Annotated in this window: 26 protein-coding genes; 16 read left to right on the forward strand and 10 right to left on the reverse strand. The window is 49.2% G+C overall.

The window, feature by feature from the left end; translation table 11 throughout:
• The first annotated feature begins 199 nt into the window (after positions 1-199).
• The 10 genes from ACFQZR_RS07945 (at position 200) to ACFQZR_RS07990 (ending at position 12,049) form a co-directional block, all read left to right on the forward strand.
• Positions 200-1,090 carry a YitT family protein gene (locus ACFQZR_RS07945; RefSeq protein WP_379344592.1) on the forward strand — a complete coding sequence of 297 codons (891 nt, stop codon included), beginning with the start codon at positions 200-202 and terminating at the stop codon, positions 1,088-1,090.
• A gap of 229 nt (positions 1,091-1,319) precedes the next feature.
• Positions 1,320-2,369, forward strand: a complete 1,050-nt coding sequence (argC, locus tag ACFQZR_RS07950) for an N-acetyl-gamma-glutamyl-phosphate reductase (protein WP_379344594.1) — start codon at positions 1,320-1,322, stop codon at positions 2,367-2,369.
• Between the two features lie 294 nt (positions 2,370-2,663).
• Positions 2,664-3,893 carry a bifunctional glutamate N-acetyltransferase/amino-acid acetyltransferase ArgJ gene (argJ, locus tag ACFQZR_RS07955; RefSeq protein WP_379344596.1) on the forward strand — a complete coding sequence of 410 codons (1,230 nt, stop codon included), beginning with the start codon at positions 2,664-2,666 and terminating at the stop codon, positions 3,891-3,893.
• Between the two features lie 32 nt (positions 3,894-3,925).
• Positions 3,926-4,717, forward strand: coding sequence for an acetylglutamate kinase (argB, locus tag ACFQZR_RS07960; RefSeq protein ID WP_379344938.1), 792 nt, complete (start codon positions 3,926-3,928; stop codon positions 4,715-4,717).
• A gap of 49 nt (positions 4,718-4,766) precedes the next feature.
• Entirely contained in the window at positions 4,767-5,972 is a 1,206-nt protein-coding gene (locus tag ACFQZR_RS07965; RefSeq protein ID WP_379344598.1) for an acetylornithine transaminase, read from the forward strand.
• 23 nt (positions 5,973-5,995) lie between these two features.
• Positions 5,996-6,946, forward strand: a complete 951-nt coding sequence (gene argF, locus ACFQZR_RS07970; protein ID WP_379344600.1) for an ornithine carbamoyltransferase — start codon at positions 5,996-5,998, stop codon at positions 6,944-6,946.
• Positions 6,947-6,976: 30 nt separating this feature from the next.
• Positions 6,977-8,215 (forward strand): argininosuccinate synthase, encoded by a 1,239-nt coding sequence (locus ACFQZR_RS07975; protein ID WP_379344602.1) that lies wholly within the window; start codon positions 6,977-6,979, stop codon positions 8,213-8,215.
• Positions 8,216-8,442: 227 nt separating this feature from the next.
• Positions 8,443-9,858, forward strand: coding sequence for an argininosuccinate lyase (gene argH / locus ACFQZR_RS07980; protein WP_379344604.1), 1,416 nt, complete (start codon positions 8,443-8,445; stop codon positions 9,856-9,858).
• Between the two features lie 222 nt (positions 9,859-10,080).
• Complete coding sequence (locus ACFQZR_RS07985; protein ID WP_379344606.1) at positions 10,081-10,785, forward strand: PIG-L deacetylase family protein; 705 nt, start codon at positions 10,081-10,083, stop codon at positions 10,783-10,785.
• 217 nt (positions 10,786-11,002) lie between these two features.
• Positions 11,003-12,049 carry a YeiH family protein gene (locus ACFQZR_RS07990; protein ID WP_379344608.1) on the forward strand — a complete coding sequence of 349 codons (1,047 nt, stop codon included), beginning with the start codon at positions 11,003-11,005 and terminating at the stop codon, positions 12,047-12,049.
• An 83-nt stretch (positions 12,050-12,132) separates the two neighbouring features.
• Here ACFQZR_RS07990 and ACFQZR_RS07995 read toward each other — a convergent pair whose 3' ends face one another.
• Both ACFQZR_RS07995 and ACFQZR_RS08000 read right to left on the reverse strand, forming a co-directional pair.
• Entirely contained in the window at positions 12,133-13,326 is a 1,194-nt protein-coding gene (locus ACFQZR_RS07995; protein ID WP_379344610.1) for a stalk domain-containing protein, read from the reverse strand.
• 149 nt (positions 13,327-13,475) lie between these two features.
• A complete protein-coding gene (locus ACFQZR_RS08000) occupies positions 13,476-14,495 on the reverse strand; it encodes an NADH:flavin oxidoreductase/NADH oxidase (RefSeq protein ID WP_379344612.1) in 1,020 nt (339 codons plus the stop codon).
• A 181-nt stretch (positions 14,496-14,676) separates the two neighbouring features.
• Between ACFQZR_RS08000 and ACFQZR_RS08005 the strand changes: the two genes are divergently transcribed.
• Complete coding sequence (locus ACFQZR_RS08005; protein WP_379344614.1) at positions 14,677-15,021, forward strand: winged helix-turn-helix transcriptional regulator; 345 nt, start codon at positions 14,677-14,679, stop codon at positions 15,019-15,021.
• A gap of 57 nt (positions 15,022-15,078) precedes the next feature.
• Here the strand turns inward: ACFQZR_RS08005 and ACFQZR_RS08010 are convergent, their stop codons facing one another.
• Positions 15,079-16,185: a TFIIB-type zinc ribbon-containing protein gene (locus ACFQZR_RS08010; RefSeq protein ID WP_379344616.1), complete on the reverse strand. Its 1,107-nt coding sequence runs from the start codon at positions 16,183-16,185 to the stop codon at positions 15,079-15,081.
• A gap of 10 nt (positions 16,186-16,195) precedes the next feature.
• Positions 16,196-17,269: an SPFH domain-containing protein gene (locus ACFQZR_RS08015; protein ID WP_379344618.1), complete on the reverse strand. Its 1,074-nt coding sequence runs from the start codon at positions 17,267-17,269 to the stop codon at positions 16,196-16,198.
• A 190-nt stretch (positions 17,270-17,459) separates the two neighbouring features.
• Here ACFQZR_RS08015 and ACFQZR_RS08020 point away from each other — a divergent pair, with 190 nt between their 5' ends.
• The 3 genes from ACFQZR_RS08020 to ACFQZR_RS08030 all read left to right on the forward strand — a co-directional run bounded on the left by ACFQZR_RS08020 (position 17,460) and on the right by ACFQZR_RS08030 (position 19,467).
• Positions 17,460-18,284, forward strand: a complete 825-nt coding sequence (locus tag ACFQZR_RS08020; RefSeq protein WP_379344940.1) for a TrmB family transcriptional regulator — start codon at positions 17,460-17,462, stop codon at positions 18,282-18,284.
• A gap of 303 nt (positions 18,285-18,587) precedes the next feature.
• Positions 18,588-19,199, forward strand: a complete 612-nt coding sequence (locus tag ACFQZR_RS08025; RefSeq protein ID WP_018754786.1) for a DUF3990 domain-containing protein — start codon at positions 18,588-18,590, stop codon at positions 19,197-19,199.
• Positions 19,168-19,467 (forward strand): hypothetical protein, encoded by a 300-nt coding sequence (locus ACFQZR_RS08030; protein ID WP_018754787.1) that lies wholly within the window; start codon positions 19,168-19,170, stop codon positions 19,465-19,467. Before ACFQZR_RS08025 ends, ACFQZR_RS08030 begins: the two co-directional genes overlap by 32 nt.
• A gap of 57 nt (positions 19,468-19,524) precedes the next feature.
• Here the strand turns inward: ACFQZR_RS08030 and ACFQZR_RS08035 are convergent, their stop codons facing one another.
• Positions 19,525-20,223 (reverse strand): NUDIX hydrolase, encoded by a 699-nt coding sequence (locus tag ACFQZR_RS08035; RefSeq protein WP_379344621.1) that lies wholly within the window; start codon positions 20,221-20,223, stop codon positions 19,525-19,527.
• Between the two features lie 16 nt (positions 20,224-20,239).
• Positions 20,240-20,731, reverse strand: coding sequence for a large conductance mechanosensitive channel protein MscL (gene mscL, locus ACFQZR_RS08040; protein WP_379344623.1), 492 nt, complete (start codon positions 20,729-20,731; stop codon positions 20,240-20,242).
• Between the two features lie 185 nt (positions 20,732-20,916).
• Between mscL and ACFQZR_RS08045 the strand changes: the two genes are divergently transcribed.
• Together ACFQZR_RS08045 and ACFQZR_RS08050 are read left to right on the forward strand one after the other, a co-directional pair.
• Positions 20,917-21,501: a xanthine phosphoribosyltransferase gene (locus tag ACFQZR_RS08045; RefSeq protein ID WP_018754790.1), complete on the forward strand. Its 585-nt coding sequence runs from the start codon at positions 20,917-20,919 to the stop codon at positions 21,499-21,501.
• On the forward strand, positions 21,491-22,804 hold the full coding sequence (locus tag ACFQZR_RS08050) for a nucleobase:cation symporter-2 family protein (protein ID WP_379344626.1): 1,314 nt from the start codon (positions 21,491-21,493) through the stop codon (positions 22,802-22,804). The genes ACFQZR_RS08045 and ACFQZR_RS08050 overlap by 11 nt, the downstream gene beginning before the upstream one ends.
• Positions 22,805-23,101: 297 nt before the next feature.
• Here ACFQZR_RS08050 and ACFQZR_RS08055 read toward each other — a convergent pair whose 3' ends face one another.
• The 4 genes from ACFQZR_RS08055 to ACFQZR_RS08070 form a co-directional block, all read right to left on the reverse strand.
• On the reverse strand, positions 23,102-24,031 hold the full coding sequence (locus ACFQZR_RS08055; RefSeq protein ID WP_379344628.1) for a diacylglycerol/lipid kinase family protein: 930 nt from the start codon (positions 24,029-24,031) through the stop codon (positions 23,102-23,104).
• A gap of 109 nt (positions 24,032-24,140) precedes the next feature.
• Positions 24,141-24,419: a transposase gene (locus ACFQZR_RS08060; RefSeq protein ID WP_379344630.1), complete on the reverse strand. Its 279-nt coding sequence runs from the start codon at positions 24,417-24,419 to the stop codon at positions 24,141-24,143.
• 92 nt (positions 24,420-24,511) lie between these two features.
• A complete protein-coding gene (locus ACFQZR_RS08065; RefSeq protein WP_379344632.1) occupies positions 24,512-24,853 on the reverse strand; it encodes a hypothetical protein in 342 nt (113 codons plus the stop codon).
• A 3-nt stretch (positions 24,854-24,856) separates the two neighbouring features.
• The gene (locus ACFQZR_RS08070) at positions 24,857-26,044 is read right to left on the reverse strand and encodes an MFS transporter (RefSeq protein WP_379344634.1); all 1,188 of its coding nucleotides are present in this window, start codon (positions 26,042-26,044) and stop codon (positions 24,857-24,859) included.
• Between the last annotated feature and the right edge of the window lie 193 nt (positions 26,045-26,237).

Genomic DNA, 26,237 nt, shown 5'->3' on the forward strand with positions numbered 1-26,237 from the left:
AGGGTACCTTCATGGGATCTCGTCGCTTTTTCTTTTTTATGATATTCTATCTTAGTAACAATTAAGGTTTAGAAGTTAATGTACCGTATATTACGTACTTAACATGAAGAAAATGAGTTGTGTAAAAGAAGAATTTATCATTTGAGCGAGGTGGAGAACTGTCGTTAATATAATTAACAATTAACGACAGTATGATTACATGAACGTGAAGAACGTAACAAAAAAAAACGAACGAATTGTAAAGCCGTTGCATCCGGTATTACTCGGCATTATTGAATATACGCTTGTCATTATCGGAAGCTTTAGTATTGCTGTGAGTTTTAACATATTCATGCTGGCGCATCAGATCGCCTCTGGCGGCGTGTCGGGGATCTCGATTTTGGTGCAGCACTTCACGGGGATTCAACCGGCTTATACGCAGTGGATCATTAATATTCCGTTATTTATTATTGGCGTCATGCTTGTAGGCAAAAATTTCGGCCTAAAGGTGCTCGTCGGGACGTTCATCCTTCCATTATTCATCCTCTTAACGAAAGATTGGCCAACGCCTACGGATAATCCACTGCTCGCATCCATCTATGGGGGACTCGGGATCGGACTTGGTCTAGGGCTCGTATATCGGGCGAGAGGGTCAACGGGTGGCTTGGATTTGGTCGCGCAGTTGATCAACCGGTTTACAGGGCTGAGTTACCACCTTGCTGTACCGATGCTTGACGGCATTGTAATTTTATGCGCAGGAATCTTCTTATCGCCAGAGAAGGCGCTCTATGCACTAATTGGTCTATTCGTAACAAGTAAGACGATCGACGCCATCCAGACCGGGTTCAACGTCTCCAAGGTTGCCTTTATCATCTCCAATGAGGCAGAGAAGCTGCAGCAAGCGATTCTAAATGATTTAGACCGCGGATTAACCGAGTTGGACGGGCGAGGCGGCTTCACGGGGGAAGAGCGCAAGATCTTAATGGTCGTTCTATCGCAGTCGGAAGTGAGTAAGCTGAAAGTGCTAGTGAAGATGGTCGATCCATCGGCATTCGTTATTATTAGCGATACGAAGGAAGTCTTAGGTGAAGGATTCAAACTTCATACATAATTCATATTTTATCAGAGTCGTAAAATCTGTTCGTGCCTTGCCACGATTAGGTTTTGCGGCTTTTTTGTTGTGGTCTGAACCCTCAAAAATAACCGTTGTATAAATATAAATAGGGGTGTATAATGATACGTAATTTCAAATTCGGATAGCATTTCCAAGCAAGTCTACGAGATGTATAATGGAAAATATTGCACATGACATATAGAGGCATATCGGGGAGGAATGAACCATGAATACAACATTACGAGCGGCGATAGTCGGTTCGACGGGGTATGGCGGCGTAGAGCTGATCCGTTTCTTGATCGGACATCCGAAGGTACAGATTACATCGGTTATTTCATCATCTAGCAGTGGAGAACGTCTATCAGACGGCTTTCCACATTTGTCAGAGATTATTACAGACACACTGGATGCGGTGGATATCCCACTTATTGCGGACAAAGCCGATGTTGTATTCACAGCGACGCCGCATGGGGTGAGTGCGAAGCTCGTACCGCAATTGCTTGAAGCGGGTCTGAAGGTCATTGATTTATCTGGTGATTTCCGGTTAAAAGATGGCGCAGTCTACGAGAAATGGTATAAACACGCGCCAGCGGATGAAGCGTTGTTGGCGCAAGCCGTCTATGGGCTGAGCGAAGTGTTCGGAGATCAGGTCGAGGGGAATGATTTCGTATCGAATCCAGGGTGCTATCCAACAGCAACATTGCTCGGCCTGATCCCTGCTGTATCGGCAGGGTGGATCGATCCGAAGAGCATCATTATTGATGCCAAATCGGGCGTATCGGGTGCAGGACGCGGAACAAGCCTAACGGCGCACTACGCAGAGATTAATGAGAACTTCAAAGCATACAAAGTGAACAAACATCAACATACACCAGAAATTGAGCAGGTATTGAGTCTGGTGGCTGGGGAACCTGTGACCGTGACGTTCACGACGCATTTGGTACCGATGACGCGCGGCATTATGTCGACGATGTATGCCACATTGAACGGGACGCATACCGAAGCGGAACTGGTCGAGTTGTATAGGCAGTACTACGAAGGACGACGATTCGTTCGTGTTCGTGAAGCAGGCGTATGGCCGGCGACGAAGGAAGTTTACGGCTCTAATTATTGCGATATCGGCTTTTCTGTCGATGAGCGTACAGGACGTGTGACGATTATTTCGGTCATTGATAACATTGTCAAAGGCGCTGCAGGGCAAGCAATACAGAATTTAAACATCATGATGGGCTGGGATGAGACGTTAGGGCTCTCCCTCACGCCTGTCTATCCATAACGTACAGCTATAAGAGGTAGTTCAAAAAGTCATCATTTGATCACGAAGACATTCATGAAGCATAATCGACATCGAATCTTGCGTTCACCTTCGAAGAGCATATGCTTACGAAGTATGTTCCCTCCGGAAACATTTCAGGTACTCATTTAGGTTTCGCCTAAACTCCGTTCCTCTGAAAGTTTTTCGAAGGAAAACTCTCTACGGAAGCATAGGCTCTTCAGGTTCTCGCAACCTTCTCGGTGCTGAAATGTCGACATTTTGAACACGCATTTTAAGGAAATGGGGAGAAGAGACATGGGCGTACAGCATTTTACGGTGGTGGAGCATGGTTCGGTTACCATCCCGAAGGGATTCAGAGCAGGGGGCCTGCATTGCGGATTGAAGAAGACGGAACGGAATGATCTAGGGGCAATCCTCTGTGAGGTGCCAGCGACGGCAGCAGCGGTCTATACGACGAACGTATTCCAAGCGGCACCGCTCAAGGTAACACGTGAGAGTATTGCGACAGAAGGCAAGCTACAAGCCGTTATCGTGAACAGCGGGAACGCGAATGCGTGCACAGGGCAGCAGGGCGAGCGGGATGCATATCAAATGCGTAATGAAATTGCTGAACAGCTCGGCGTTCCGAACCATTATGTCGCGGTTGCTTCGACTGGCGTTATTGGCGAATTGCTTAAGATGGACCGTGTGAGTGCGGGAATTACACAACTGCCAGCGCGTCTATCCAGTGATGCGGCGGGTGCGGAAGATTTCAGCCAAGCGATTCTTACGACGGATCTGGTGAAAAAAGAAATCTGCGTTGCCGTGCAAGTCGGCGGACAGACCGTTCATATTGCGGGTGCAGCCAAAGGTTCAGGCATGATTCATCCGAATATGGCGACGATGCTGGCGTTTATGACGACAGATGCGGTGATTGATCAGTCTGCATTGCAGCAGCTGCTCGGTCAGACGACGGATGTTACATTCAATATGATTACGGTAGATGGCGATACAAGTACGAATGATATGCTCGTGGCAATGGCAAGTGGTCTTGCGGACAATGAGACACTTCAGTCGAATCACCCGAATTGGGACGCTTATGCGGCCGCGTTCCGCCATGTGTGCGAACACTTGGCTCAAGCGATTGCGCGGGACGGCGAAGGTGCGACGAAGCTGGTTGAAGTGAACGTAAGCGGCGCTGTATCGGATGAATCCGCAAGGGCGATTGCGAAGACCGTCATTGGTTCTAGCTTGGTAAAATCCGCGGTATTCGGTGCAGATGCGAACTGGGGGCGGATTATAGCGGCAGTGGGCCGTGCAGGCGAACCTGTCAATCCAGAGACCGTTGATATTCGCCTCGGCGATATTACGGTACTAACACAATCAAGACCGGTTCCTTTCGATGAGGATAACGCGCTTGAGTATTTAAAAGGCAATACCGTGACCATTCACGTTGCGCTTAACAACGGCGAAGGTGTCGCGACAGCATGGGGCTGTGATTTAACGTATGATTATGTTCGCATTAATGCGGCATATCGGACGTAGGCACGGAGGACAGAAGAGCGATGACGAAACAGATGAATACACGATTTGTCATGAAATGCGGAGGCAGCACACTGGCTGCGTTGCCGGATGCATTCTTTGAGGACTTACGCAGGCTGCAAGCGGATGGCATGATTCCCGTCATTGTGCATGGCGGAGGTCCCGCGATTTCGGAGACACTGACGAAGCTCGGGATCGAGACGGAATTCGTAGGCGGACTGCGCAAGACGAATGATGCGGTGCTGGATGTCGTTGAGATGGTGCTTGCAGGGCAGATTAATAAGGAAATTGTTCGTAAAATCGGGAAGAGCGGCGCGAAAGCGTTAGGGCTCTCGGGTGTGGATGGCGGTCTGATGCAGACGGTGCCCGTATCGAATGCAGCTGAGGTTGGGTTCGTAGGGGATGTCGTTGGTATTCGAGCAGAAATCATCGAAGGCATTATCAACATGGGATATATGCCGGTAATCGCTCCGATCGGGATTTCGGCGGATGGCACGCAGCGCTTCAATATCAATGCCGATACGGCTGCTGGGGCTGTCGCTTCACATCTTGGCGTGGCACAGATGATCGTCGTGACGGACGTCCCTGGGATTATGAAGAAAATCAATGGTGAACTCGAGGTCCTGCCGAAGATTACGGTAGCTGAGATTGAAGAGATGATTACAACCGGTGAAATATATGGCGGAATGATTCCGAAAGTCCGCGCGGCGATGCAATGTATCCAAGGTGTTGTGAAGGAAGTTGTTATTGTGAATGGCACGGAACCGAACGTGTTAAGCCGAACATTGCACGGTGAAGCGATTGGAACGCGAATTGTGACTGCATAAATAGATGATGCTAGGAATAGGGAAGGCAATTTGAGAGGAGGAATTCACGATGAGTGGAACTCAGGAGCAAGGTCAGGTACAGAGTGCTTTATTTCCAACCTATGCAAGATACCCGATTTCCTTGGTTAAGGGAGAAGGGAGCTATGTTTGGGACCAGGAAGGTCGCAAATATCTTGATTTTACGAGCGGTATCGCCGTAAATGGTTTAGGGCATGCACCAAAGCAAGTGAAGGAGAAGCTGGTTGCCCAGTTAGACGAATTGTGGCATGTGTCGAATATCTACCAGATTCCTAATCAGGAAAAAGCAGCTCAGCTGCTCACGGCGAATAGCTGCGCGGATGCAGTATTCTTCTGTAACTCCGGTGCGGAAGCGAATGAGGCAGCGATTAAGCTTGCACGTCGTTATCATCAGAAGGTGCTGGGGAATGGGCGGTATGAAGTGATCACATTCACGCAATCCTTCCATGGACGTACGCTCGCAACCTTAACGGCGACGGGACAGGATAAAGTGAAAGACGGATACTTACCGCTGCCAGAAGGGTTCAAGCATGTACCGATGCATGATACAGAGGCACTGGAAGCCGCGATTGGCGAGCATACTTGTGCGATCATGCTTGAATTGGTGCAAGCCGAAGGCGGCATCGTTCCTGTGGAACCATCATTCGTACAGCACATTGTGAAGCTGTGCAAAGAGCATAACCTGCTGCTCATCATTGACGAAGTTCAGACGGGAATTGGTCGTACGGGCAAATTATTTGCCTATGAACACTACGGCATTGAACCGGATATTTTCACATTAGCGAAGGCGCTCGGTAGCGGGTTCCCAGTTGGGGCCATGCTTGGCAAAGCTTACTTGCGTGATGCATTTACGGCGGGCAGTCACGCTTCTACCTTTGGTGGAACGCCGATTGCGATGGCTGCGGTGATTGCAACGCTCGAGACGATCGTAAATGGAAGCTTACCCGAACGTGCTGCAGAGATGGGCGACTATTTAATGCAGCAATTGCAAGAGAAGCTCGAAGGGAATTCGTATGTGAGCGGCATTCGCGGAAAAGGTCTGATCATCGGCATTGAATGTATTGAGCCGGTAGCGGCTATCATCTCGGAAGCACAGCAGAAGGGTCTACTTACCGTATCTGCAGGGCCGAATGTCGTTCGGTTATTGCCGAATCTCCTCGTCACGCGTGAAGAAATCGATTCAGCCGTTGGTATTCTAAATGAACTATTAACCGCAAAGGCTGCGGTGAAACAATAGAAATTGGTGCAGGAGTGATAGATATGAGCACGACACAAGAACTTGGCATTAACTTGAAAGGCCGGGATTTTCTCGGCCTAGGCGATTTTTCTTCCGAAGAGATTCGTTATCTGATTGATCTAGCAATCGAACTGAAGAAGAAGCAGAAGAACGGTGAAGTATATCAACCGCTAAAAGGTAAAACGCTCGGGATGATTTTCGAGAAGTCATCCACGCGGACTCGTGTATCGTTCGAAGTTGGGATGTATCAGCTTGGCGGGCAAGCGTTGTTCCTGAGCAAAAACGATATTCAAATGGGCCGTGGCGAGACGATTCACGATACAGCGAAGACATTATCTCGTTATTTGGACGGCATCATGATCCGTACGTTCGCACACCGCACGATTATTGATTTGGCGCGTTATGCGACCGTTCCGGTGATTAATGCTTTAACGGATCTATCGCATCCTTGCCAGGCGTTAGCGGATTACCAGACGATCCTGGAGCACAAGGGCAAGCTTGCTAGTCTGAAAATGGCTTATGTTGGCGACGGCAACAATATGGTGCATTCCTTAATGATCGGCGCAGCGAAGCTTGGACTTCACATTTCCATCGCATCGCCTGAAGGCTATGACATGGATGAGGCGATCATTAGCCAAGCGAAGGATATCGCGGCGACTACCGGGTCTAAAATCGTAATTACGCGCGATCCGAAGGAAGCGGTCCAAGATGCAGACGTCATATATACGGATGTATGGGCGAGCATGGGCTTTGAGTCGGAGCAGCAAGAGCGCGAAGCTGCGTTCAAGGACTTCCAAGTGAATGAAGAGCTTGCGAAGCATGCGAAGCCGGACTATCTCTTCATGCATTGCTTGCCGGCACACCGTGGGGAAGAAGTGAGCGCGGGTGTCATTGACGGCGAGAATTCGATTATTTTTGATCAAGCAGAAAATCGGCTGCATGCCCAGAAAGCGGTTATGGCGGCGATCCTATAGAAATTTTGTAATCATGGGGGAGAATGGACAATGGCAAAAGAAAAAATCGTACTGGCCTATTCGGGCGGTCTGGATACATCGGTTATTTTGAAATGGTTAAAAGAGACGTATGATGCGGAGATCATCGCTTTCACAGCTGATATCGGGCAAAAGGATGAACTCGATGGCCTCGAAGCAAAAGCGCTAGCGACAGGTGCTTCCAAAGTGTACATTGATGATTTGACGGAAGAGTTCGCGAAAGACTTCATCTATCCGATGTTCCAATCGGGTGCTTTATATGAAGGTCAATACTTGCTCGGCACGAGTATCGCACGTCCGTTGATCGCGAAGCGTATGGTTGAGATCGCTCGTGCAGAAGGTGCAACGGCCATCGCACACGGCGCGACAGGTAAAGGGAATGACCAAGTGCGTTTCGAATTGGCAGCTGCGGCGCTCGCGCCTGAGATCAAAGTAATCGCGCCTTGGCGTTCGGAAGAGTTCCGTAACCAATTCCCAGGTCGTGCAGAAATGATCGCGTACGCGGAGAAGCACGGCATTCCGGTTCAAGCGTCGGCAGCGAAGCCGTACTCCACAGACCGCAACTTGCTGCATATCAGCTTCGAGAGCGGCATGCTGGAGGATCCTTGGTTCGATCCAAGCGCTGAAGAGAACAAAGATATGTACGTTCTTAGTGTGTCCCCTGAGGATGCACCGGATCAAGCTGAATACATTGAGCTGGAGTTCGAGCAAGGCGATTGCATTGCGATCAACGGTAAGAAGCTCAGCCCATTGCAAGTGATGGAGCAGTTGAACGAAATCGGCGGCAAACACGGCATCGGACGCGTGGATATGGTCGAGAACCGTTTCGTCGGTATGAAGAGCCGTGGCGTGTATGAGACACCAGGCGGCACAATCTTGTTCACAGCACATCGCAAAATGGAATCCTTAACGATGGACCGTGATGTGATGCATTTAAGAGATTCCTTAATCTCCAAGTATGCAACACTCGTATATAACGGCTTCTGGTTCGCACCAGAGCGTCTCGCATTACAAGCATTAGTAACAGAGAGCCAACGTAACGTATCGGGTACCGTTCGTCTGAAGCTGTACAAAGGCAACGTGATCGGCGCAGGTGTGAAGAGCCCTGTGAGCTTGTACAACCCGGATATCGCGACGATGGAAGCAGATCCAACACAAGCATATGACCAAGCGGATGCGACAGGATTTATCCGTCTGAATGCGTTGCGTCTGAAAGTCGGCTCCGGCGTGGAGCAAAGCGCGAAGCGCTAAGATGGAGAGAGCGAGCGGTGTGTCGATCATGTGGATTCCGTAACCTCGAGAGTAGGTGTAGCTGTCTGAGAGCGCAGCGTGCGCCTTTGAAATCTGAAAATTACCATGAGAAGTCTAATCGACTTTTTCAGATTTCAACAGCGACGAAGGCAGTTACACCTACGGTAGAGGTCTTCGAAATCCCGGATGCTCTCCACACCGCGAGCGAACGGAAGGGGATTCTTATCATGAGTAAACTATGGGGCGGCCGCTTCACGAAGCAGACCGATCAGTTGGTAGAAGAATATACAGCCTCCATTATGTTCGACAAAGAACTGGCAGAGGAAGATATCCAAGGTAGTCTGGCGCATGTAACGATGCTCGGCAAATGCGGCATTTTGCCTGAGGAAGATGTGGAGAAAATCCGCGAAGGCTTGCTTAAAGTACAAGGCTTGATTCGCCGTGGCGAGATTGAATTCTCCGTCTCCGACGAAGATATCCATATGAACATCGAGAAGACCCTGATCGATGAGATCGGACCGGTCGGCGGGAAGCTGCATACCGGACGCAGCCGGAATGACCAAGTGGCGACGGACATGCACTTGTATTTACGGAAGCGGGTCGTCGAGTTTGTCGGGCTATTGGGTAAATTGCAAGAAGCGCTATTGACGCAGGCCAAAGCCAATCTCGATACGATTGTGCCGGGCTATACACATTTACAGCGGGCGCAGCCGATTCTGTTCGCACATCACTTGATGGCGTATGTCTCGATGTTCGAGCGCGACATTGAGCGTCTACAAGACAGCTACAAACGTATCAATGTGCTTCCACTAGGTGCAGGTGCACTGGCGGGTACGACTTTCGCGATTGACCGTCATTTCGTAGCGCAGCAATTGAACTTCGATCGTGTCTACGAGAATAGCCTTGATGCTGTAAGTGATCGCGATTTTATCATCGAATTCCTAAGCAACGCTTCGATGGTGATGATGCACTTGTCGCGCTTCTGCGAAGAGCTAGTCCTCTGGTCGAGTACTGAGTTCCACTTCGTAGAGCTGGATGATGCATTCTGCACAGGCAGCAGCATTATGCCGCAGAAGAAGAATCCGGACGTTGCTGAGCTGGTTCGAGGTAAAACAGGACGTGTCTACGGTAATCTTTTCGGCCTATTAACGGTCCTCAAATCGTTGCCGCTGGCGTACAACAAAGATATGCAAGAAGACAAAGAAGGCATGTTCGATACAGTTCGTACGATGCAAGGTGCCTTGCAATTGTTCGCGCCGATGGTGGAGACCATGAAGGTTAACAAAGAGCGGATGCGCCAAGCCGTGAACCAAGACTTCTCGAACGCGACAGACATTGCGGACTTCCTCGTGAACAAGGGACTTCCATTCCGTCAAGCGCATGAAGTCATTGGAAAGACGGTGTTGTACTGTATCCAGAACAACAAATATCTCCTCGACTTGTCATTGGATGAGTTCAAGCAATTCTCAGACTTGTTCGATGATCGAATTTACGAGGTATTGCAGCCGCAGCAAGTGGTGAATGCACGTAACGTATACGGCGGTACGGCAACGGTTCAAGTGGAAGCTGCGATCACGCGTGCCGAACAGGCGTTAGAGCAGACGGTTGCTTGGGTTGACGAATATTCGAAGAAATGCAAATAGAACGATCGATAAGACCGGAGGCTGAAGCCTTCGGTTTTTTTGCCAGCACGATTTCGAGCAATGAAACAGGGGAAGCCCTATTTTATGGAGTTCCCTTTGATTGGTTCCAGGAATTGAAGTCCCTCTCCTAGAGAAGTTTTGTCGTCAGTGTGATTCAAGCGGTATAATGGATCTATCGTCAGAAATGAAATATCTAGAGATACAAGGAGGGTGAATCGTCGGATGACAAAGCCTAAAGTAGGATTTATCTATGCGCACCCCGATGATGAGACATTCGGGTGTGCTTGCCTCATACGGGAGCTTGCCGATCGAGGTGGCGAACCCGTACTGCTCTGCGCCACGCGTGGCGATGCGGGGAAGACCGGCCGATTAGGGGGAATGACGCGTGAAGAGCTTGCAGTGTTGCGTGAACAAGAGCTTCGCGCAGCCGGCGATATTATAGGGCTTACGGTGATTCAGCATTTGGGTTACCCAGACGGTAAGCTAAAGGATGTTCCGAGAGAAGAGCTTGTGGAGCATATCGTCCATTTTATCCATACGCATCAGTTGGCGGTTGTAGTGACATTCCCCGAAGATGGGATAAGCGGTCATTTGGATCATGTCGCGATTCATCATGCGACGAATGAAGCGATTTTCAGCGGACGCTGCCCGAGTGTTCAGAAACTATATTACAATGCTCCATTTGCGATGCGTGGAACTGCAGATGGCGTCACACTACAGATTTCGGTGGAACCGTATTGGCCCATGAAAGCCGAAGCGTTACGGGCGCACCAATCGCAGATCTTTTCGATTGAGCGGGTATTCGGTAATCTAGAGCAAATTCCTGAGAATGAGCTTACGCGTGGAGAGCCTTTTGTTCTCGCTTGGGAAAGAGGGACGCATTGGCCGAAGAAGCACGAAGCAACGATTTATGACGATTTAATCTAATTAGCGGTGATGAGGAGGCAGCGAAGGCTGTCTTCTTTTTTTGTTCTAAACCGTCTATTTAGGATCGATGAACTTGTTCTTTGCCTCTATCATAAGTTTTACTAATGATACATATAGCAGATCGGTATTTCACATTACGTAACCCGAAGCTTATAGTTGAACTGTAGATGAACGTCAGTACGGGAAATAAGCGATTTATAGACAGGGGGTACACAGCATGGAACAAGCACAAATTCTTGCTGTTCAGCAAAAAAGAAAAATACCATTCGGATTTATGGTTGGGATAGGATTAACATTTGTAATTGCTATCGTGGCAAAATGGTTATCGGCGCTCCCGTTCCTAAATATTATGGGCCAGCTCGTTATTGCACTGCTGATTGGGATGGTCTTGCGATCAATGATCGTTGTGCCAGAAAGCATTGCCGTTGGAACGAACTTCTCGAGTAAAAAACTGCTTCGCTTTGGGATTATTTTGCTAGGGATGAGATTGAATCTTGTGGACCTTGTCCATGCGGGACCGAAAGTTCTTTTGCTAGCTGTTGTGGTGATTCTATTTACCATCCCGGTTGTCTATGGACTCGCACGACTCTTCAAAGTGGAACAGAGGCTGAGTATTCTAACGGCATGTGGTTCGGCAATCTGCGGGGCTGCAGCGGTGGTTGCGATCGCTCCTCAGTTGAAGGCGAAAGAAGAAGAGACAGCGATTGCAGCAGCAGTCGTGGCGATTCTTGGGACAATCTTTACGCTAGCTTATACATTATTGTACCCGGTTCTTGGACTATCTGATTTAGGATACGGCGTGTTCTCGGGGGCAACGCTGCATGAGATTGCTCACGTGATTGCAGCGGCAGCACCGGGAGGGAAAGCGGCAGTCGATCTGGCCGTCATTGAGAAATTGACGCGCGTTGCTCTGCTCGTGCCTGTAGCGATCGTGATTGGTATTGTAGCGAGCCGATTAGAACGAAAGCAGCGTAGGGATCAAGGGAAATTCGAATGGCGTTCGATCCCGATTCCGTGGTTCATTGTAGGGTTTCTAGCCGTGAGTGGCATCCATTCGCTTGGGATCATTCCGACTGCGGTCGCGGATTTCATCGTGGTTCTTGCCTATATGCTCATCGCCATGGCGATGGCGGGGCTCGGGTTAAGTGTAGACTTTGGTTCATTTCGACGCTTCGGACTGAAGTCGTTCTGCGCAGGCCTTATCGGCTCAATTCTGCTCTCACTGCTAGGATTTGGTCTGATACATTTGCTTCATATGGCATAACATAGAGACGGATTGTTGGCATGTAAAAAAGCGGAGCTCTAGGGCGACTTGTGGTCGTGTATAGAGACTCCGCTTTTGCTGTTCTATTCCACATCGACGAAAATGTATGCCCATGTGGTCATAGCAGACCCATGTTCGGTCGTAGCGATGTATTTAGGGCTTAGAACCTGAATGTAGTAATATCCTTTCTGGGATAAGGTGAAGGACCCGGAGAACTTCTGGTTCTTGATAGGAATCTCGAATTGCTGCATTTGTTGATAACTTTGATACGAATCAGCAGACTTATCATCATATCGCAGCACCTGTACGGTGAGTTTATCGAATCGATCGTTCTCGAATAGAATATCTCCAGACAATTCGATCTTCTCATTTGGTTTCACATGAAAATATCCGCTTGTCGGTTGGGTGAAAGAGAGATTTTCACGATCGTCGAATGATTTGGTGATTTGAACAGGAACCTTAGACGGATCAGCAACTTTGCGCATCACCGTAATCTTCTTCTCACCGACGGATACAGCAGTCAGCAGAAGGACATTCATACTTGGTTTAAGATCTGCGGTCAATTGCATACGATTATAGATTCGTCCGTCGATCGAGATATTTTTTGCAATCACCTTACCAGCCTCGCCTGACCATCCCCCTCCATTCTCTGTATACATGTATTGAGGAGTGTACATATCCTGTTGATAGAGCATCGTGAATGTTGCTTGGGATTGATCTGTTTCCCAATGCGGTAAAAGAACTTCAATGATTTTATTGCTCCAAGCCCAGCTCATCGTATTGTCCGAGACGCTGACCGAGATTCCAAGCCACTTTAGGGCGCTGACCGGAATATAAGTGGTCCCTTTTGAAATGAACGGCTTTGGGATCTTTTCATCCAACAGGGCGTTTTTGTCGTCCAAATAAATACGATCAGAGCCAATGCGGAACATGAGATCTTGAAACGGCGGTCTGATTTCCTTATTCATGATCACTCGAATGGTTTGTTTGGTTGGACTCCATGAAACGACGCCTGCACTGGTACGCCCGAGTGTGCGGAGGGAGACGTATATACGTCCGTTCTTCAGGATTGGCTTATCGATCGCAATGGATTTCCCATCGAGCAGCGCACTTTTTCCTTGCAGATCAAATTTCATTTCATGATTCACACGGTACATTTTCGCGATATCGCCTTGCGGGTCCAATGCTGAAGGCATTGAGGCAGGAGCGGCGAAGATACTCGTGTTCAAGCTTAATACTACGGCGATTGCAAGAATCATACACAACCATTTTCTCATGATTATCGTCCTCTGGGTTAATTTGGAATACCATTATAATGGACGTGATCCTGGCAAAATTGTTGCACAAGAGTTTATCTATACGCCGCAAAAAAGCACAAGGAATAGCCAAAGCTATCTCTTGTGCTTTTCGAATCTTTTCTCGAATATTAATAACCTCTTACATATTGCTTCGGAGGTGCGACATCCTTGGATACCGCCTGCAACGCATGCAGCGCCCAGTATGGATCCCGCAGCATGCCGCGGCCTACAGCGACTAGATCAGCATCTTCGTTCGCTACAGTGGCTTCTGCCAGCATCGGATCATCGAGGATCCCAACAGCAATGACAGGGACATTCAACGCTTCCTTAATCGTGCGCGCCATGGGAACTTGATATCCAGGATAGTTGCCTGGCTTCTTGCTGCCCGCAGGCGCTTCGCCACCCGTGGAGATGTGGAAGAGATCCACGCCAGCTTCTTGATATTGACGGCAAATCTCGATCATATGGTCGATGTCATAACCGCCGTCCATGTATTCGATCACGGAGACGCGCATAATGAGCGGCATGTCAGCCGGCATGACAGTTTTCATCGCTCGAATAATTTCGACGCCAAATCTTGCGTAATCTTGCCCGTATTCATCCGTACGCTGATTGAGCGCAGGGGAGTGGAATTGGTGGATGAGGTAGCCGTGTGCTCCGTGAATCTCAATGGTATCCACGCCAGCTTCGACGGCACGACGCGCAGACTCTTGGAACTTGCGGACCATCTCTTTTACTTCCTCGGTCGTGAGCGCACGAGGGGTTTTATCTTTCTCCGTCACCGGTATGGCTGAAGAGCTGACAGGAACGAGCGCATCCATCGCTTTTCGTCCGGCATGGGCGATTTGGATACCGATTTTCGTGCCGTATTTATGCACCTCATCGATAATTCTGCGATAGGCTGGAATTTGATCATCCGACCATAACCCAAGATCGTAGTTGGAAATTCGTCCATCGGGTTCAACATCCGTCATTTCCATAATGATGAGTCCTGTTCCGCCTACGGCACGAGATACATAGTGGACAAAATGCCAGTCTGTCGGTGTACCGTCCATCGCTTCAACGGAATATTGGCACATCGGCGGCATGACGATTCTATTTTTTAATTCAAGGCCTTTCAGGCTAAATGATGTGGTTAAATGTGGCATGGTATTCTCTCCTTTGTATCTATTGGAATGAGGTTCTTTAACTCGCAGCTGCTGTAATTGAATTATAAATAAATAACTTTAAAAAAGGAAGTAGTGATATTTTTTACATATAGTTTCCCTTAGGGAAGTATTGTGATATATTCAGGTAAAAGCGCGAAAACAAGTAGAGGAGGGCGACCCCTTGGATGGATCAGAACACCTTATTTTAACCAAAGCCCCGTTCGGTAAAACATGTGCCATTGAGAAAACGCTTGATGTGATCGGGACGAAATGGACCTTCTTAATTCTGCATGATTTATTGATTGAAGGCACGATGCGGTTCAGCGACATTCTGAAATCGATGGATGGCATTAGTCCGAAGACGCTAGCGCTCAGACTCAGAGAATTAGAGCATCACGGTCTGCTGACGCGTACGGTGTATCCGGAAGTACCGCCACGGGTGGAATATACATTGACGGAGAAAGGGAAGCAGCTGGAAGGTGTATTTATTGAGATGAAGCGGTTTGGTTTGAGTTTAATCGATTAATATAGACACAGCCAAAAAAAGAACACGATGGGCAAACCCATGGTGTTCTTTGTCTTATCAGGCTGGTGGTGCTTGTTGAGCAAATACGGCTACCAGGATTAAGGCGACTAGAATGCAGAACAGCGTGAAGAACGTAATCTTCCAGCCGCTGCGCGGCACCTTGCCTGATACTTTACCGGTCTCGCCGTTCACCATGTACCGAAAGGTTTTTTTCTTATACGTATAAGTCGCGTTCCATAATGGCAGTAAGATATGTTTATAGGTTTCGTTGGACGTGCGCGTCGAGATGCTCAGATTCCGAATCTCATCCCCGCCGATTTCATCCCGGATTTCGCGCTCCAGCTGGTCATCCATGCGAGATGCCGCCTCATCCCAGCCTTCACGCAGAGGAACGGTATACCGTTCCGCGATAAACCCGCTCAAGTATTCCGGCTGGTAAGGAATGAGCTCTTTTAAACCGAAATCCTGGAATCGATCGAGCAGGTTCGTATCATGCTGATGAGATGCCGGGATAAGAATATCATCGAAGGAACGATCATAATCGCCACTCGTCCAATGCCATACGGTATAGCGAACTTGCTCGGTGTATGTCTCCGTCTTCCCGTCGACGACACGGGTACGCGTCTCTGTCCGATAATGGTACACGCCTCGTTCTGCCGAATAAGAGGACTCGGTATCTGCATCGAATGTCCAGAAAGGGATATAGATTCCAGAGACGTTCGAACGCGTATTTTGCTTCTTGAAGGCATTCGGTACGAACCATTTCTTCTTTTTCCATTTGAGAAAAGCGATGTTGGCTTCATCTTTGGAAATGTGAAAAGGCATAAGCGATTCGGGCCGAATCCCCGTTGGATCGCCCTGCGCTAGCACCTTCGGCGACCCACAAAATGCGCAGAGTCCAGCGGTCTGTTCCGCAGGGATAAGCATCTGAGCGCTGCAATTCTCGCATTTGACGACTTGCTGCTCGGTGCCCCAGTCCATGCGCGAAGCGTCGGAATCATCGAGGAAATCGAGCTCGTATTCGTAGATTTCCTCTTCGCCATGGGCGATCGGGGTCAGCGTGCCGCAATACCCGCATTTCATCTGCTGGCTCTCCGTGTCGAACGTCATCTGCGCCCCGCAGCTCTTGCATGGAAATCGAATCGGTGCTTCTGATGCAGCCATGTCGTTCCTCCTATACCTTATTTCCGCAATTGGAACAGAACTTCACGCCGGAGGCAAGCGACTGACCGCATTCGGAGCAGAATTTCTTCTCAGGACGAGGCGTACCGCATTCCGGGCAGAACTTGTCGGTCGGCTTCATGCCATGGCCGCAGGCACCGCAAGGTTCTTGGCTCGCAGCGGCGGGCTGCGCCGGTTCACTCGCTTGCGGCGGATTCGGTGCGCTGGAAGGTGTATTCATCGCTTGTTGGAACATTTGCCCCATCGCCATCCCTGCACCCATCCCAGCCCCGGCACCGGCCAATCCATTGCCCGGATTGTTCGCTGCATCCCGGATCGATTCAGCGGCTTGGAACTTCATATATTGATCCAGGTTTCCTGCGACGTTCATGGAAGATTTACGGTCGATCATGCGTTCAACCTCTTCTGGCAAGGAGATATTCTCGATGAAGAAGCCGGTTAAGGACAGCCCATACCTATTAATCGTCGGTTCAAGCTTCGAACGTGTTGCCTCGCTAAGCTCGTCGTAATGCAGCGCAAGATCCATAATCGGGATGCGTGATTCGGCTAACAGATCGCTGACGCCTGAGATGATCATGGCCCGTAGGTATCCGCCAATCTGATCGGGGCTGAAGGAAGGTTGCGTGCCGAAAATTTCTTTTAAGAAGAGTGCAGGATCCTGTACGCGAAAAGCATAGCTCCCGAAACCACGTAACCGTACGGCGCCTAAATCCGCATCACGCACAATAATCGGGTTCTGAGTTCCCCACTTCTGATCGGTGAAGTTCCGGGTATTTACGAAATAGACGTCGGCTTTGAACGGGGAGTTGAAGCCGTATTTCCAGGATTTCAGCGCGGTGAGTAAGGGCATATTCTGCGTGCTGAGTGTGTAGGTTCCAGGACCAAACACATCGGCAATCTGTCCTTCATTTAGGAAAATAGCTGCTTGGGATTCCCGAACGATCAGCTTCGCTCCCATTTTGATCGCATGATCATATACCGGAAATTGATGTACGACTTCATCGGTCTGGTCGATCCATTCGATGACCTCAATGAACTGGCCTTTAATAAACGAGAACAATCCCATGCTTCTACCTCCATTGTATAAATCATGTATTTTGATAAATATGAATATAAAGTTACTTGCGACGTAGTCGTTTCTACCTATTATAACCAAATTGAGCACTTCCGTCCTGCAAAATCTATCACTTTCGCTCGAACCTTGTCCGATATGATATAATTTCTTGGACATGGAACAGTTAGGGGACATAAGGATGATGGAGCAGTTAGTACAACATTTAAAAGTGTTAGGTTTTACGGAGATGGAATCCAAAATGCTTATCGTCCTTGCAGAGCAAGGCTCGATGTCAGGCTATGAAGTAGCCAAGCGTCTTGGTGTATCCCGTTCGAATGTATATGCCGCTTTGCAGAAGCTGGTGGATCATGGGTTTGTGCTGTGCAGTAAGGGGGAGCCAACGCATTATACGTTGCTTCGTGTGGAAGAACTGACACGTATGATCGGGGATCAATTGCAGAATTCCATTCGTCATGTTGAACAGTTGATGCCGAAGCAGTCGAGTGATGTGACGGAGTTTTATAGTCTAGATAGTGAGAAGAAGGTTATTGAACGCGTTCGGCAAGAGCTGGGACGGGCGAAGCAAGAGATTATTGTGGATGTCTGGGCCGAGGAGGCAACGCTGTTCCGGGAAGAATTAGAGCAAGCCGAGAAGCGCGGCGTCAAAGTCTTCTGGTCTGTAGTAGGCAACGCGGAGGAGCATAGGCTTCGGAGAATGCAGCTTCAGCTTCATTCCTCGTTAGAGGGGGATGGATCGATGGCGGATCAGCACCCAGGGCGTAAATTCTCGATTGTCATTGACCGCAAATGGAGCATGCTTGGCATGCGTGGGGAAGAGATCCCGACCAAGGCCGTTGTGACAGAGCATCCAGCGCTGCTCGAGTTGCTGCTTAATCATTTCGCACAGGAGCTGGTGCTCTTCGAAGTGGAGCATGAATTAAGTCCTGAGCTGCGTGAGCGGTTTGGAGCGAATTTCGAGGGCATTTACCGGAAATATTTTCAGAGCGGGATTGCGAATGTGAAATAGTTTAAAAAGTCGGCTTTTCAGCACCGAGAAGGTTGCGAGAAGCTGAAGCTAATACTTACGATGCCAGCTTTTCTCTGAAAAGCGAGTTTAGGCAAAACCTAAATGAGTACCTGAAATGTTTCCGGAGGAAACATACTTCGTAAGCGTAAACGCTTCGAGGGTGAACGCAAGATTCGATGTCGAATCTGCTCCTTGAAACACTTCGTGAATAAAAGCCGATAATTAGGAAAATAAAGGAATAATGGCACCTTCTATGGAATATGGAACTAAATGACGAGTTTAGTTCAATCAGGAGGTTGCCGGATGAATATCATCACACCGCAAAGGTTGTATCACGGTACGACGGATCAATACGTGCCATCCTTTCAGAATAAATTGCTGAATAGTCAGTATTGGCGTCCAGGACGCGATTTCGGAGAGGGCTTCTATACCACGATCTCTGCAGCACAAGCGAGAAGATGGGCGCATAAAATATCGCGAAGCTCCGTTCTAAGCCAAGTGCGAGCTTGCGTACTCGAAATCGAGCTGCTGGCGATGCCGGTGGACATCGAACCCCGTATCTTCTTGAGCGATTCGATCGCATGGGCCGAGTTCATCATGGCGCACCGGAATGCTGACGTGAAAGGACAGGATCCTTGCACACAGCACCCGGACATTATTATTGGACCGATGGCGGATAGTGACACTGGTAAAATCATGCAGGAAGCGATACAATTAAATAGAGACGCTCAATGGTTCTATGACCAAATTACGAGGTCGATGCGAGGCAGAAGACTAGATTCGCTATATTTGGGCAATCAAGTCGTATTTTCGTCAGAAAAATGGGAGTCATTTCTTCGACTTGTTGGATATAATATATATATAGGAGGAAGGTGGGTCTATCATGAAAACGCAAGTGCGACTGAACACTTATGAACGTGGAATTGTCAATGCATTGATGACAGGCTTTGGATTTACGGCAAGAGCAGCACGTGAGCTGGTGGTTCAATATATAAGTGTCATTCGTAAACTGGGCGGTTATGATCCCTGCTATGACCATGCCGAACGATTGGTTCAGGCACGTCAACTCCAAGTTACGCCAGAGGCTTGGCTAGAGCGAATTCAGGCTATTGACCGCGAAGTCGCGAAGGACAAAGGCATACCGCATCTTGAACGCAGCGAGCCCTATGCTCGCGTAAGATAAAATAGAAACCCCGCAAGGGCCTAGGATTCATAGGCACTTGCGGGGTTTCGTTGTTTTTTAGAGCGCGGCTAATGCCGTCATCACGCGCTCGTAATAGGCATCGCCATGGGGCACGAAGTCGTGCCGCCCGAGGCGAACGCTGCAGGCGGAGAGCGCCGTCACGCCGTCGGTGCTCTCCGCCCCAGGGGCGAGCTGGCCTGGCCGCTCGCCCGGCGGGAATGCGATGCCGCGCGTGTCGACCGACTCGCGCGCGCCAGCGAGCAGTTCAAGCATCTCGCGCAGCGATGCTTGGTAGAGCCCGGCCACTTCCGCCGCCTGGAGGCGGTAGGAAGTGAGGGGTTGATCGCAGCGTACGCCGAACAGGTGGCAGTACTCGCGATCGATGAATGGAACACCGCGTACTTCGCCTGTGTTCTCGTATTGCGCCGCCCCGAGCGGGGTGAGCGCTTCGAACGGGACCGCGAGGCCAAGCTCCTCTTCGAGCTCTCGCGCTGCCTGACGCACGGTCTCCCCGGCTGCGAGATGCCCTGCTGCCGTAATATCGTAGCAGTTCGGGAACGTGTCCTTCAGCGCGTTACGCTGCTGGAATAAGACTTGACGATCGGCACCCTCCCCGCTAACGATCCAGCAATGGAAGGATTGATGCCAGTAGCCCTTCGCATGTACTTCGGACCGTGCCGCCACGCCAAGATGATTCATGGCTTCGTCATAGATATCGAATAGCTCTTCATCTTTCGCATTTGTTATTGCCGCCATGCCGTCCGTATCTCCTTTATACTCCCGCAGAAGGCTCCGTTTTCGTCAATTGTGATGTGCAATGTCCGCAGCGTGTAGCTTGTACCGGAATCGAAGAATAGCAATAAGGGCAATCTTTCGTTGTTGGCTCTGCAGCCACTTCTTCTTTTTTCTGTTCACGCTTCAGCATGTTAATCCCTTTGACCAGCATGAAGACGCAGAAAGCAATAATGAGGAACTCTATAAGTACATTAATAAATTGACCATAAGCAATGACGGCCATGCCTGAATCTTTTGCTTCTTTGAGTGTGCTAACCTCATGTCCATTGATCATCTTGGTCGCCTCAAGCGGAATATACAAATCTTTAAAGTCTACCGCACCAAGCAATCGTCCAATCGGCGGCATAACGACATCATTGACGACCGAAGTTACAATTTTACCGAATGCTCCCCCAATAATAACCCCGACTGCAAGATCGATGACATTCCCGCGAACGGCAAATTCTCGAAATTCTTTCATAATTTTCATTGAATCCAATCTCTCCTTTACCCATACTAGCTAATCCCAATATTAACATTATAGGGTGTAATTGATTTGTTTAAAACAAGGGAATCCTAAAAATACCGTCAAAAACCGAACGAATCCTCTTTCACCATGTCGAATTATGCGGTATACTTCTACTTTATAGTGTACAAATAACGGGGGGAACCATTGTGAAATTGCTGCGTGATAAAGTCATCTCAGATGGCATCGTACTCAATAATCAAGTTTTGAAAGTAGATTCGTTCTTGAATCATCAGATGGATCCTGTGCTCATGCAGGAGATGGGCAAGGAATTTGCTCGACTATTCGCAGAGCAGGGCGTGACCAGAGTTTTGACGATTGAATCCTCAGGGATTGCGCCTGCGATCATGACGGCATTAGAGCTAGGCGTTCCATTAATTTTTGCACGCAAGCAGAAATCACTAACACTTCGCGAAGATATCTTCACAGAGAAGGTCTATTCCTTTACGAAGCAAGAGACGAATGAAGTGACCGTATCCAAAAAATTCATCCATGCAACGGATCGCGTGCTGATCATCGACGACTTCTTGGCCAATGGGGAAGCGGCATTCGGTCTAGCGCGTATCGTCGAGCAAGCAGGAGCGAGCGTTGCGGGAATCGGTATTGTGATCGAGAAGGCATTCCAGCCCGGTGGGAAGAACCTCATCGAAGCGGGTTATCGCTTGAAATCCCTCGTTCGCATTGCTGGACTGGAAGATGGACAAGTCCAGTTCGTAGAAGAGGATGAAGCGTAACATGCAACTGAATCGCCATCCGCTCAAGACCTTATCTCTTGGGTTTCAACATGTCTTAGCCATGTATGCTGGCGCCGTTATTGTACCGCTTATTGTAGCGGGTAATCTCGGGATGAGTCAAACAGAACTGACATATCTGATCGGTATTGATCTATTAATGTGCGGTGTGGCGACATTACTGCAATTATGGAATAACCGGTTTTTCGGTATCGGATTGCCTGTCGTTCTGGGCTGTGCTTTCCAAGCGGTAGCACCCATGATTACGATAGGAAAAGTATATGGCATTTCCGCAATCTATGGCGCGATTATCGCTTCAGGCTTGTTCGTCGTGCTTCTCTCAGGCTTATTCGGCAAATTAATTCGTTTTTTCCCGCCTGTTGTAACCGGTTCGGTCGTGACCACGATTGGAGTTACCTTAATTCCTGTTGCATTGACTGATTTGGGTGGTGGACAAGGGGCGAAAGACTTCGGAAGTCCACAGAACTTAATACTCGGATTTGGCGTTCTCATCGTCATTATCCTCATCAATCGGTTCACCCGAGGATTTATGCGTGCGATCTCGATTTTACTAGGTTTGGTGCTGGGTACAATCGTTGCTGGCTTTATGGGTAAAGTTAATCTTCACCCAGTACTCGAAGCAAGCTGGCTGCATCCGATCAAGCCGTTTTATTTCGGCACACCGACATTCGAGCCATCTGCTATTCTGACGATGATTATTGTCGCGATCGTCAGTATTGCGGAGTCGACGGGGGTCTTTATGGCACTCGGAAAAATTATGGACCGAGAGATTACTTCGAAGGATTTGGCGAAAGGGTACCGCGCAGAAGGACTTGCCATCATGCTTGGAGGCATATTTAATGCCTTCCCTTATACGACTTATTCGCAGAATGTGGGCCTGATTCAGATGAGCCGTGTGAAGACGCGCGATGTGATCGTGACGGCAGGGGGAATTCTCGTCCTGCTCGGATTCGTACCGAAGATCGCCGCCATGACGACGATTGTCCCAACCTCGGTTCTTGGCGGCGCAATGATTGCGATGTTCGGAATGGTCGTGTCATCCGGGATTCGGATGCTCGGATCGTCGGTTGATCTGAACAATCATGAGAATTTGCTGATTATTGCTTGTTCGGTTGGGATGGGTCTCGGGGTTACCGTCGTACCAAATCTGTTCCACGCGTTGCCGGGTGAATGGAAGATTTTAACGGAAAACGGTATCGTTGCAGGAAGTTTTACGGCAATCATTCTAAATATTCTATTTAATGTCCTACGTCGGAGCAAACCGACAGATATGGAAGAAGTATAAACGAAACCCCTCTAAGCGGTAGACGCGAAGAGGGGTTTTTCATGCTTTTCCAGAGCCTTTCCTGTATATCTGCAGTGTAGAGCCGATATTTTCATGCCACTGCAGAGCTAGGTTGTATAATTGCAGGATAGCGGGCGCAAAAAGCACGAATCAGCGCTTGAGAGCCTAAAAGTTACTGCAAATATACATCATAGGTAGGAGTTACGGTCGAAATGTAATCCCTACAATGTATCAAATCCATGATAGGAAGGGCAGTGGCATTATTAATTAAATAGATATGAGTGCGTACGAAGCATGTTAACTGTGCGCCGTAATCAATTGAAGCGCACCTGGCTGGATCTCTGCGGTAAGCGGCGTTACCGCGACCTGTTCACCGTCGCCAAAGCCGATGCGCTGCAGCTCGGATTGAATCTCAATCTTCGAGGCACGGAGCATTGTGACGAACGGGAGCTTCGTATGTCTGCCGAAGAGAATCGTAGGGAATAGTCGCAATAGCTGCCATTTCGTGCAGCGATGCACGACGCATACATCTAACACGCCGTCGTCCGTACGAGCTTCCGGACAGATCCGCAATCCGCCGCCGTAGGAGGTCGTATTCGTAACCGCGACCAGCCAGGCTTGGTCGAATGTCTGTGCTGTGCCGTCGTCCAATATCAGTTCAAGCCGTGCAGGCTGATATCGGAACAACGTCTGCAGCACGCCGATAATATAAGCAAGCCGCCCGATGCCTAGCCGGTTGCACCAAGCTTTGTAGCCGCTCGCGTTCACCGCGTTCGCGACTTCCGCGTCGAAGCCGACCGCGAGCGCCGTCAGCGTGCGCTCGCCGCCGGCCGTGCCGATCAGGTCGATGCTGCGCATACGCCCTGACAGAGCCACATCCAGCGCAGCCAGAGGCTTGCGCGGGATGCCGAACCCCCGCGCGGTATCGTTCCCCGATCCCGCAGGGATGACCGCGAGCGGAATGCCGCTCGCGGAGAGCAGCGGCACGATACTATGGATCGTGCCGTCGCCTCCGAGCACCGCCACGAGCGTGGGCGGATGCTCGTCAATCGCATTGCGCACACTCTGCTGCGCCTGTGCCGCGCTAGAGGTGATGGCGTAGCGATAGGGGACGCCTCGTGCCTGTAGGACAGGCTCGATCTGGCCCCATACGCGTCCGCCTGCACCGTTGCCGGCTTGTTCATTGATGATGAAGAAATACAAGAAAAATCGCTCCCCAGTTGTCATGTCTTGAGATCATTATAGGAACAGACCTGGATACGCGCAATCCTAAACACTTGTGAACGCTAAAAGGCCTCCCGTCCGAAGAGGGGAGGCGCTGCTGCTATTCGTGTATTTACTTATCCGATTGATCTTGATGTAGTCTTGGGTGAACTTGTTTCTTTTGGTTTTCGATTTCATCTTTTTTGGGTACCAACCGCGGGTCCGTCTTACCTTCGTGGTGGTTACCGAACATATACTCTTTGAGTTCCCATTCGGTTGTTCCGAGAACGAGATTAGCCGGGAAGGTCTGTCCGCGATGGAGATGCTCTTCTTGTCCTAATTCATTCGTATAGATGCCGTCAACTTCAACCCGTTCGTGCGAGACGGGATTCATGTCTTTCTCCTTGCCCATGCAGTCTAGCCCCTTTCAATCAAAGGTAATCTTACTGAACTTCCATTACCCTTAACTTCCCCAGCTAATTGCAGAGCTATGCATCAAGCACCTTACATCAATCGAAGCCCGCAGGAAGGACAATCGATATGCCGATCCGTCACCAAGGTATGGCAAGCGGGGCATGTATCCTCGAACGGTCCGAGCTCCTTGGCCACCCGTTCAGCTTCGCGTGACCGAGCTTCTTCCTCTACCTTCTGCTTGTCAGAAGCTTGTGGGCTGCCACCGAATAGGGCTTCCACATACTTCTTTATTTCTGAATGTTTGTCTGAGTCGTCTGTCGTCGCTTTAATAATAATAAAAAAAATGATGAGGATGATAACAACAACCGCGATGGACAGTGTTGTGCCGATCCAGTTCACTGTATCGCTATAGTGCGGCGCTTGCTCAGACATCGGTTACTTCCTCCTTGTAGGTTGGTGTGCAAGTAATCGAAAAGGGAAGAATACATAGAACAGGGCAATGAGCCCGAAAAGAATGGAACTAATGAGAACGACCTGCTGAGTACTCATAACGGAAGCGAGATAACCACCAAGCACCGGACCAATCATGACGCCAATACCTTCGACCGTCGAGAAAATCCCCCAACCGAGTCCTTGCTGCGCCGGTGGTACATATTGTGCCAGCAGCGCATTCCATGCAGGAAGCACGGCAGCGTAAGAAATGCCGAGTACAATGGCCCATACGTAAGCCATGCCAAGGCTAGGACCTTGAGAGATGGAAAAGAGGGCAAAGGCGAAGATCAAGAACCCCAGCACGAGGAACCATTTCTTGCCGAACCGATCGGACAATCGTCCCATCGGAATCAATCCGATAACGGTACAAGCTCCACCGAAGAGCAAGAGCAGCGTATATTCCGTATTTGTGAGATGCAGCGATTCTTCTGCGAAGCTCGGCAGGATCGGCACGATCATACTTGCCCCGGTCGTCTGCAGAATCATCCCTGGCAAGAGCGGCTTCATAGCCCGTAGTCGATCCTTCAGAATCATGAGCTGCTCGCGGAACGGGATGGCTCTGACTTGATTGACTTTCTTATTCGTCATGAACAGGGATAGAACCCATGCCAAGATGGAGAGCGCGACGAGAATCCAATAGGTAAGGATGGGATAATGTTCGATAACAAGATTGCAGACAACAGGCCCCAGACCCATACCGACAAGCCAGATCGTATAGAGAAAACCCATTTGCGTGGCGCGGTTCTCTTCCGTCACTTTGGTAAGACAGACAATCCAGATGGGAGAGATGCCGATACCGTAAAGTGCTGAAGCTAGAACGAAAACCCATGCCGTATGGGCATATTGGAATAGAAACATCCCAGCACATGTAATTAGCAAGCCGGTATGAACAATGAAGCGGATCGAGAATCGATCGAGCAAATAGCCGATGACAGATTTGAGTACCGTATCCGTCAAATAATGGGCAGTCACAGCGACGCCGATCATTGCAACAGGGATGAAGAGAATATTTTTACCGTAAATCGGAATGAAACTGATGAGTGCCGCACCGCGAACGAACTCAACAAGGAATAGAATGGTGGCGAGCAGCCACATTTCAAGTCCCATGGACAATGTATTCTTTTTCAGCATAACAACGTATAATCTCCTTTAAATAATGCAGCTCATGGTAGCGATATCCAATAATTTTAATATACACGATGGGCGATCAAATGAAAAATAATCAATCATTACAGAAATGTAAGGTTACCATCCTTTTCTGAAAGGTAAATCAGTGTTTCAGATCGAATAGAAGCTTTATACTTGGAATATGAGAAAACATCTA

It is taken from the genome of Paenibacillus sp. GCM10027629 (assembly GCF_042676425.1).
Taxonomy (GTDB): domain Bacteria; phylum Bacillota; class Bacilli; order Paenibacillales; family Paenibacillaceae; genus Paenibacillus_K; species Paenibacillus_K terrigena.